This window comes from Promicromonospora sp. NPDC060271 (genome assembly GCF_042726755.1).
Classification (GTDB): Bacteria; Actinomycetota; Actinomycetes; order Actinomycetales; family Cellulomonadaceae; genus Promicromonospora.
On sequence record NZ_JBHXBG010000232.1, the window covers coordinates 1 to 7,389 of the forward strand.

Annotated in this window: 6 protein-coding genes; 3 read left to right on the plus strand and 3 right to left on the minus strand. The window is 73.7% G+C overall.

Annotated elements, in window-relative coordinates; genetic code table 11:
* The first annotated feature begins 116 nt into the window (after positions 1–116).
* Positions 117–1,172 carry a LacI family DNA-binding transcriptional regulator gene (locus ACFWE2_RS23620; RefSeq protein WP_377226649.1) on the plus strand — a complete coding sequence of 352 codons (1,056 nt, stop codon included), beginning with the start codon at positions 117–119 and terminating at the stop codon, positions 1,170–1,172.
* Between the two features lie 32 nt (positions 1,173–1,204).
* Here the strand turns inward: ACFWE2_RS23620 and ACFWE2_RS23625 are convergent, their stop codons facing one another.
* The 3 genes from ACFWE2_RS23625 to ACFWE2_RS23635 form a co-directional block, all read right to left on the minus strand.
* Positions 1,205–3,256: a hypothetical protein gene (locus ACFWE2_RS23625; RefSeq protein ID WP_377226650.1), complete on the minus strand. Its 2,052-nt coding sequence runs from the start codon at positions 3,254–3,256 to the stop codon at positions 1,205–1,207.
* Between the two features lie 173 nt (positions 3,257–3,429).
* Positions 3,430–5,265: a phosphatase PAP2 family protein gene (locus tag ACFWE2_RS23630; protein ID WP_377226651.1), complete on the minus strand. Its 1,836-nt coding sequence runs from the start codon at positions 5,263–5,265 to the stop codon at positions 3,430–3,432.
* An 84-nt stretch (positions 5,266–5,349) separates the two neighbouring features.
* Positions 5,350–5,673, minus strand: coding sequence for an MTH1187 family thiamine-binding protein (locus ACFWE2_RS23635; RefSeq protein ID WP_377226652.1), 324 nt, complete (start codon positions 5,671–5,673; stop codon positions 5,350–5,352).
* A 34-nt stretch (positions 5,674–5,707) separates the two neighbouring features.
* Between ACFWE2_RS23635 and cofD the strand changes: the two genes are divergently transcribed.
* Positions 5,708–6,667: a 2-phospho-L-lactate transferase gene (gene cofD / locus ACFWE2_RS23640; RefSeq protein ID WP_377226653.1), complete on the plus strand. Its 960-nt coding sequence runs from the start codon at positions 5,708–5,710 to the stop codon at positions 6,665–6,667.
* Entirely contained in the window at positions 6,664–7,320 is a 657-nt protein-coding gene (gene cofC, locus ACFWE2_RS23645; RefSeq protein ID WP_377226654.1) for a 2-phospho-L-lactate guanylyltransferase, read from the plus strand. Before cofD ends, cofC begins: the two co-directional genes overlap by 4 nt.
* Positions 7,321–7,389 lie beyond the last annotated feature (69 nt).

Here is a 7,389-nt window from a genome sequence, read left to right on the forward strand (position 1 = left end):
CCAGGAAACCGATGCGGGCATCCAGGCCGGGAAGCTCGGAGCGGGCGATGCTTGTGGGTCTCGTGCCCGCAGACCCACAAATACCCAGCACTCAACGAGGGGGTATAACTGGCGGGATGCAGATGCAGCGGTCCGGGCGGCCCACTCTCGAAGCCGTCGCCTCCGTCGCCGGGGTGTCGCGCGCGACCGTGTCGCGGGTGATCAACGAGGTGCCCACCGTCGACCTGGAGATCGTCGAGATCGTGCGCCGGGCGATCGAGGAGACCGGCTACGTGCCCAATCTCGCCGCCCGGTCGCTCGTGACGCGGCGCACCGGGTCGGTGGCGCTCGTGGTGTCGGAGCCGCCGGAACAGCGCTCCCCGCTGCCGTTCCTGGAACGCCTCTTCACCGACCCGTACGTGGGGCGGGTGACCGCCGGCGCGCAGACGGTGCTGCGCCCGCGCGACATCCACCTCGCGATCATCCCCGCCGACCCGCCAGCGCACGACCAGGTCGTGCGGTACGTACGGCAGGGGCACGTGGACGGCGTGCTGCTCATCACGTCCAGCTCCGCGGACCCGCTGCCCGCCCGGCTGGCCGCGCTCGCCGTGCCGCTGGTGCTGTCGACCCGCACGACCCTGCCGGGCGTCGCCTGGGTCGACCTGAACCAGGCCGCGGGGGGCCGCCTCGCCGCCGAGCACCTCATCCGATCCGGGCGCACCCGGCTCGCCGTCGTCGCCGGGCCGTCCGACGCGCCGTTCGGGCATGCGCGGCTCCAGGGGTTCCTGGACGGGGTGCGGGAGGCCGGGCTGCCCGCACCCGAGGTGGTCACCGCCGACTTCACCCGCCCGGGCGGCGAGGCAGCGGCCCGGACCCTGCTGACGGCCAGGCCGGACGTCGACGGCGTCTTCGCCGCGAACGACCTCATGGCCGACGGCGTGTCGACGGCGCTGTCCACCGCCGGCCGGGACGTACCGCGCGACGTCGCGGTCGTCGGCTTCGACGACTCAAGCGTCGCCGCCCAGGCACACCCGCCGCTGACGACGGTGCGTCAGCCCGTCGAGGACATGGCGGAGGCCATGGCGCGGCTGCTGCTGGCCGCCCTCCGGCAGGCCCAGGAGCCGGACGACGGCGCGGCGGCGGGCGGCTCCGAGACGTTCGTGCCAGAGCTCGTCGTGCGCGCGTCGGCCTGAGGTCTCGACAAGCTCGACCGGCGGGACCCGGCTCAGGCGAACCGGCGGGAGAACTCCTCGACCAGCGTGGGGCCGGTGTCGCCGATGCGCCACACGCTCCACCCGTCGGCGGTGTACGAGCCCGACGCGGCCGTGGCGGCCGAGTCCGGGTGGCGGTAGCGAGCACCGTTGGCCAGCTCGATGGCGCCGTCCGGCAGGAGCAGCGCCTCGAAGTGCTGGTTGCGGCGCGGGCGCGACCACACGATGCGCGTGGGGGTGCCGATGCTGCGGGCGAGCGCCTCCAGGTCGGGGTCGTCCTCCTCCTCGAACAGCATCGGGGTGCTGGCCCGGATGCTCTCGCCCGGCGGCACGGGCCTGGTCGGGGCTTCGGGGGCGCTCGACGGGTAGGGGTCCGCCGCGAACGCCGTCTGCCCGTAGCCGTCGTCGGGGCCGGCCAGGTAGCCGCCGGACTCCCACGGGCTCCGCTCGGTGACCACCGGGGCCCCGCCGTCGGAGTAGGGCGCCTCGTACCCGGGCTGCTGGCCGTAGGCGTAGCCGCTCTGGTCGCCGTAGCCGGCGGCCGGCTCGGGTGTGTAGTCGTAGGCGGGGGCGAAGCTCGACTCCGCGCTGTAGCCGGGCTCCTGGGAATAGCGGGGCTGGGTGATGTCGAAGTCGGCGGGCTCATTCGAGCCCGTGGCAGGGTAGGCGGGAGCGCTGTCGTACGACCCCGGCTGCCACAGGTTCTCGTCGGCCGACGGCGGCTGCGGAACGGGCGGCTGGGGGTAGGTCGGTCCGGCGGACGGCGTGGGGTTCGACGGCGGATAGACCGTCGTCGACTCGTCGGGCTGGGCGGACGCCGTGAACCGGTCGGTGCGCGAGCGGCGACGCACGGACGGCGTCGGTTCAGCGGCGGGCGCGGCCGGCTCGGCCGGTGGCGGGACGGAGACCTCGCCGAGCGAGGAACGGCTGGCTGCGAGCCGCGGCGGGGCGCTCGGCGTCGGACGCGACTCGGCGCCCGGGCGCACGGAGGAGACCGGTGCGCTCGGTGCGCTGCCGGCGCCGGTAGCGCTGGTGGACGGCGGCGTGGTCTCGGACGAGGTGGCGGCGGCCTGTGCGCGGCGGCCGGCACGGGTGCCGGCCACTCGCTCGGACTTGCCGCCGGCCGCGGCGCGTTCGGGTGTGCTGCCCCGCGTGGCACCTCCGCGGAGGCTCGACCGGAGCCCGGTCGCCGCGTTGGTCGGGCCGGCGACCGGGTTGTCGGCGAGCGGCGTCGGGTTGTCCGCGCGGACGGGTGTCTGGCGCGTTGCGCGCTCGGCGCGGGACTGCGGCGCCTGGGCGACGACCGGCATCTTGCCCGTGAGCGCGTAGCCGACCTTGACGCCCTCCTCGAACGCGTCCTTGGGTGCGGAGGACCCACCGGCGACCCCGCCGGTGACACCCGTGTCCATGGAGCTGCTGACCGAGCTGTCCAGCGAGCTGGTGATGGCCCCACCGATCGGCGCGGACTTGGGCGCGGGCAGGCCCGGCGGGAGGTGCACCACGAGCGGCGAGACGTCGAGGAACTTGCGTCCGTCGTTCGAGTTCACGACGCCCATCTTCAGCACCTCGACGGGCATCGTGGGCTGGCGCAGGAAGTCGACGGCGTTCAGGATCTCGTCGGGCGCGTTCTGGCAGATGATGATGAGCCGCGCGCCGTTTCCGCTGTTCTTGCCCGCCTGCGTGCGGGTGATGGGCACGCTGTCGTAGAACGCCGCGACGTCGTGCTGGAAGGAGCTCGCGCCGCCGCTGTAGCGCGCCGCGAGGTCGGACCGCGTCAGCCGGCCGGCGGCGCCGGCGTGGTCGAGGGCCTTGGCGAGGTTCTCGCGGTCGAGGTCCGCGACCAGCTCGACGACGACCGGCGAGCCCGACGCGTCGAGCGCGAGCAGGTGCGGCTCATCCGGGCCGGAGCCCTGCGCGATCGGGAACACTTCTTCACCGAGGAGCCCGTCGATGTGCGAGTCGACCACCTGGTTGGCGGTGGTCTTGAGTCCTGGTTCCGAACCGTTCACGCCGTTCGCGGACGTCACGAGGAGGGGCCGCTGGGTATCGACCTCGAACAGTGGCATCTCGTGATCTCCCGGGGTCCTGCGGCATTGGTCCGCCTTAGCCTAAAGGCCGGGGGCAAGAGACCGGAAACACGCCGGTGAAGGTGTCGTGACAGTTATCACGAACGCGGTGCGTCCCCGGCGTCGGCGGCGCCGTCCTGGGCGGGGTGTAGGACGGCGCCGCCGGGTCGGCGTCAGAGCTGGACGACGATGCTGCCGCCCAGGTAGGACGCGCGTGCCGGACGGCCGTCGACCAGCACCTGCGCGAATCTGCCGGCCACCCGGAACGCACGCAGGACGGTGTGGCGGCCGCCCTGCCGGCTTCCGTCGCCGGTCAGCTCGAGCGTCGTACCGGGGGCGATCTCGACACCACCCCGCACCTCGACGGTCGTCGCGAGGCTGGAGCGCAGGGTCGTCCCCTGCTCGAAGGTTACCGCGCCGCGGCCCAGGCTGTCGGCCGAACCCGCCACCAGGGTGCCGCCCCGGACCACCGTGCCGCCGCGGTAGGAGTTGCGGCCGGCGAGCGTGAGGACGCCCGTGCCGGTCTTGACCAGGCCGCCGCGGCCGTCGATGTCGTTGCGCCAGGTGTCCTGCGCGGCCAGGCCGCCCTGCGCCGTGTCGAGCTCGGCGGTGACCGTCCGGTCGAACCGGGCGTACCCGTCGGCGGCGGCGAACAGGTTGAGGCGCCCCCACTGCTCCGGCCCGTCCAGGATCGGGTAGCCGGAGGGCAGGGCTGTGGTGCGCAGCACGTCGCGCACCTGGTCCGGGGTCAGGTACGGGAAGCGCGTCTCGAGCAGGACCTCCGCCCCCTTCGGCACGTCGAGGTCGGTGGAGTACCCGCCCTGGCGGCGCAGGACGTAGGTCAGCGACGAACGGATCTGCTTCTGGTTCGCGGCCCGGTCGCCGTACTCGTCCGGACCGGTGTGGGCCGCGGTGTACAGGTCGCTGGTACCGGTGACGGCCGTGAAGTACTCGACGGCCCGCGCGCGGGCGGCGGCCTTCAGCTCGGCGTTGACCGGATCGGCGAGGATCGCGGCGGCCAGCGCCGTAGCCATGACCCGTCCGCCCATGACGTCCACCGGCGAGTGCATGCCTGCGGTGATCCGGCTGTCGCCGAGCACCGCCGCCATGACCATCAGCTCGGAGAACCGCTCGGGGACCGCGTACGCGAAGGCGAACGCGGCCAGCCAGGCCGCGTTGGTGTGGCCGCTGGGGAAGCCGCCGTCCGACGCCGGATCGGTGCTGCGCTGTCGGAGGAGCTGCGGCGCGACCACCACGCGGGACTCGTAGACCGGGTAGCCGAGGTCGTCGACCCGGCCCGTGTCCACGACGGTGCTCCGGTCCGTCATCCGCCACGGGCGCGGGTACTGGAAGGCCATCTTGGCGGGGTTGCCGGAGGAGAACGTGCCGCGCACCGTGTTCACGAGCCGGACGATCTCGCCGAGCTCGGAGGTCTCCGAGCCCGCACCGATCGCGGACCCCACCGGCGCGCCTGCGGGCACCGCGTCGCTGACGGTGGTGGGCGGGGTCCCGTCGGGGGCGGTGGTGATCGAGGTGACGGCGAGCGCACCCGCCCGGTACGCCTCGGCGAACGGGCCGAGACCGGCGATGACCGAGTAGCTCTGGTGCCTGCGGTCGTAGACGAAGGACTGCTTCGCTTCCTCGGCGGTACGGCGCCGCGTCACGTCGGCGACGTACCGGACGTTGTCCTGCAGCACCCTCGGGGACAGGGCGAACCCGGTGTTCCACTCACCACCGGTCCGCCACAGGTCCGACATCCCGGACAGTGCCTGGACGACGGCGTTGGTGTCGGCGGTGCCGTTGGCCGGGACGTTCGAGGTGTACCAGTCGACGAACGGCGTCCAGGCAGCACTGCCTGTCGCCGTCGCCGGGGCGGTAGCCGCCGGTGCGGTAGCCGCCTGCGCCGAGGGCAGGACGACGGCGGCCGGCCCCACGGCGAGCGCGCCGACGCCGAAGGCCGCACCGCGCAGAAAGCTCCGTCTGTTGACGTCAACGTCTGTCAGAGTCATAGGCACAAGGGTCCCGGAAAGCCGGTCCTTGTCAATAACTCCTGACAAATGTTCATGCGGGGTTGGTGCACCGGACCACAGGAATCAGGAGTGCCCGGCCTCCGACTGGTCGGCCGCGAGCCGCTCCTCGACGCGGGCGATCTTGCTGTCGATCTGCCCGCCGGCGACGCCGGGGCGGATGTCGGCCTTGATCACGAGCGACACCCGGTGCCCGCCGCGGCCCACCGCGTCGGTGGCACGCTGGATCACCGGCATCACCTCGTCCCACGAGCCTTCTATCTCGGTGAACATCGACGTGGTCCGGTTCGGGAGGCCGGACTCCCGCACGATGCGAACGGCTTCGGCGACCTGGTCGGCGACGGACTCGCCAGCGGTCATGGGGGCGACGGAGAACGCGAAGACAGCCATGTACCCAGTCTGCCCCCACACGTAGGCTCGACGTGTGAACGTCACCCTTCTCGCGGGCGGGGTCGGTGGTGCGCGGCTCGCGCACGGCCTCGATCTCGCGCTCGGCGCGGCCCCCGTCAGCACAACAGCCCAGGCCGGCAGCTCGCCACAGGCCCTCACCGTCGTCGTGAACGTCGGCGACGACACCGAGCTCCACGGCCTCGCCATCTCCCCCGACATCGACACCGTCGTATACACCCTCGCCGGGCTGAACGACGAGGACCGCGGCTGGGGGCTGCGCGGCGAGTCGTACGCGACGCTGTCGGCGCTCAAGGACCTCGGTGAGGACACCTGGTTCACGCTCGGCGACCGCGACCTGGCCACCCACATCGTCCGCACCCAGCGCCTGCGCCGCGGCGAGCCGCTGTCGGCGGTCACCGCGCACCTCGCCGCCGCGACGGGTGTCGGGCCGCGGATCGTGCCCGTCACCGACGACCACCTCGCCACGCTCGTCGACACCCCGTCGGGCCGGCTCGGGTTCCAGGAGTACTTCGTGGGCAGGCAGCACGCCGACGCCGTCCTCGGCCTGCACTTCGAGGGGGCCGACGCCGCCCGCCCGGCCCCCGGCGTGCTCGACGCGCTGGCTGCCGACCTGGTGGTGCTCGCGCCGTCGAACCCGTTCCTGTCGATCGAGCCGCTGCTCGCGGTGCGGGGGGTCCGTGAGGCGCTGGCCACAGCGCCCGGCCGCCGCGCTGCGGTGAGCCCCATAGTGGGCGGACAGGCGATCAAGGGCCCGGCCGCCCAGATCCTGGAGACGCTCGGCCACGAGGTCTCGGCACTCGGCGTGGCCCGGATCTACGCGGACCTCGTCGACGTCATGGTCATCGACGAGCGGGACGCGGACCTCGCCGGCCCCGTCGCCGACCTCGGCCTGGCCGTGCACGTCACCGACACCGTCATGGGTGGCCCACCCGGCCGCGAGCGCCTGGCTCGCGAGCTGCTGGCACTGGTGTGACCGGCATCCGGCGGTCCGTTCGGGACACGACGGCGGTGGTGCCGCTCCGCGACGGCGTCTCCGGCAAGTCGCGGCTGGCCGCCGTGCTCGACGGCGACTCACGGCGGCGGCTCGTCCGGGTGCTCGCCCGGCACGTCGTGACGACGCTGCTCGCGTCCGACGGGATCGGGCGGGTGGTCGTGGTGACCGCCGACCCGGACTTCACGCGCGAGACGCTGGCGGGGCTCGCGGTAGAGGTGCTGGAGCAGACCGCCGACCGGCCAGGGCTGAACGGGGCGCTCGAGCAGGCACGGGAGGCGCTCGCGGCGCGCGGTTCCGGTCCGCTGCTCGTGGCGCACGCCGACCTGCCCGCCCTCACCCCGGAGGATGTCGCGGCCCTTCTCGCCGAGGACGCGCCGGTGGTGATCGCGACGGACCGCTACCGGTCCGGGACCAACCTCCTGCTCCTCGCCTCCGAGGCCTCCGGCTTCCGGTTCCGGTTCGGGGTCGGTTCGCTCGCCGCGCACGTGACGGAGGCCGAGGCGCACGGGCTGGAGGCGACGGTGGTGCACCGGCCCGGCACCGCTGTCGACCTGGACACCGCCGACGACTGGTCGCAGCTCCCGGACGAGGTTCGCGCGGCCGTCGGTCAGCAGGTGCCGGGCCTGTTGTGATCCGGTCGGGGGGGGGGGGGGGCGGCGCCCCCCCCCCCCCCCCCCTCGACGGCGGCGACCCTCACCCAC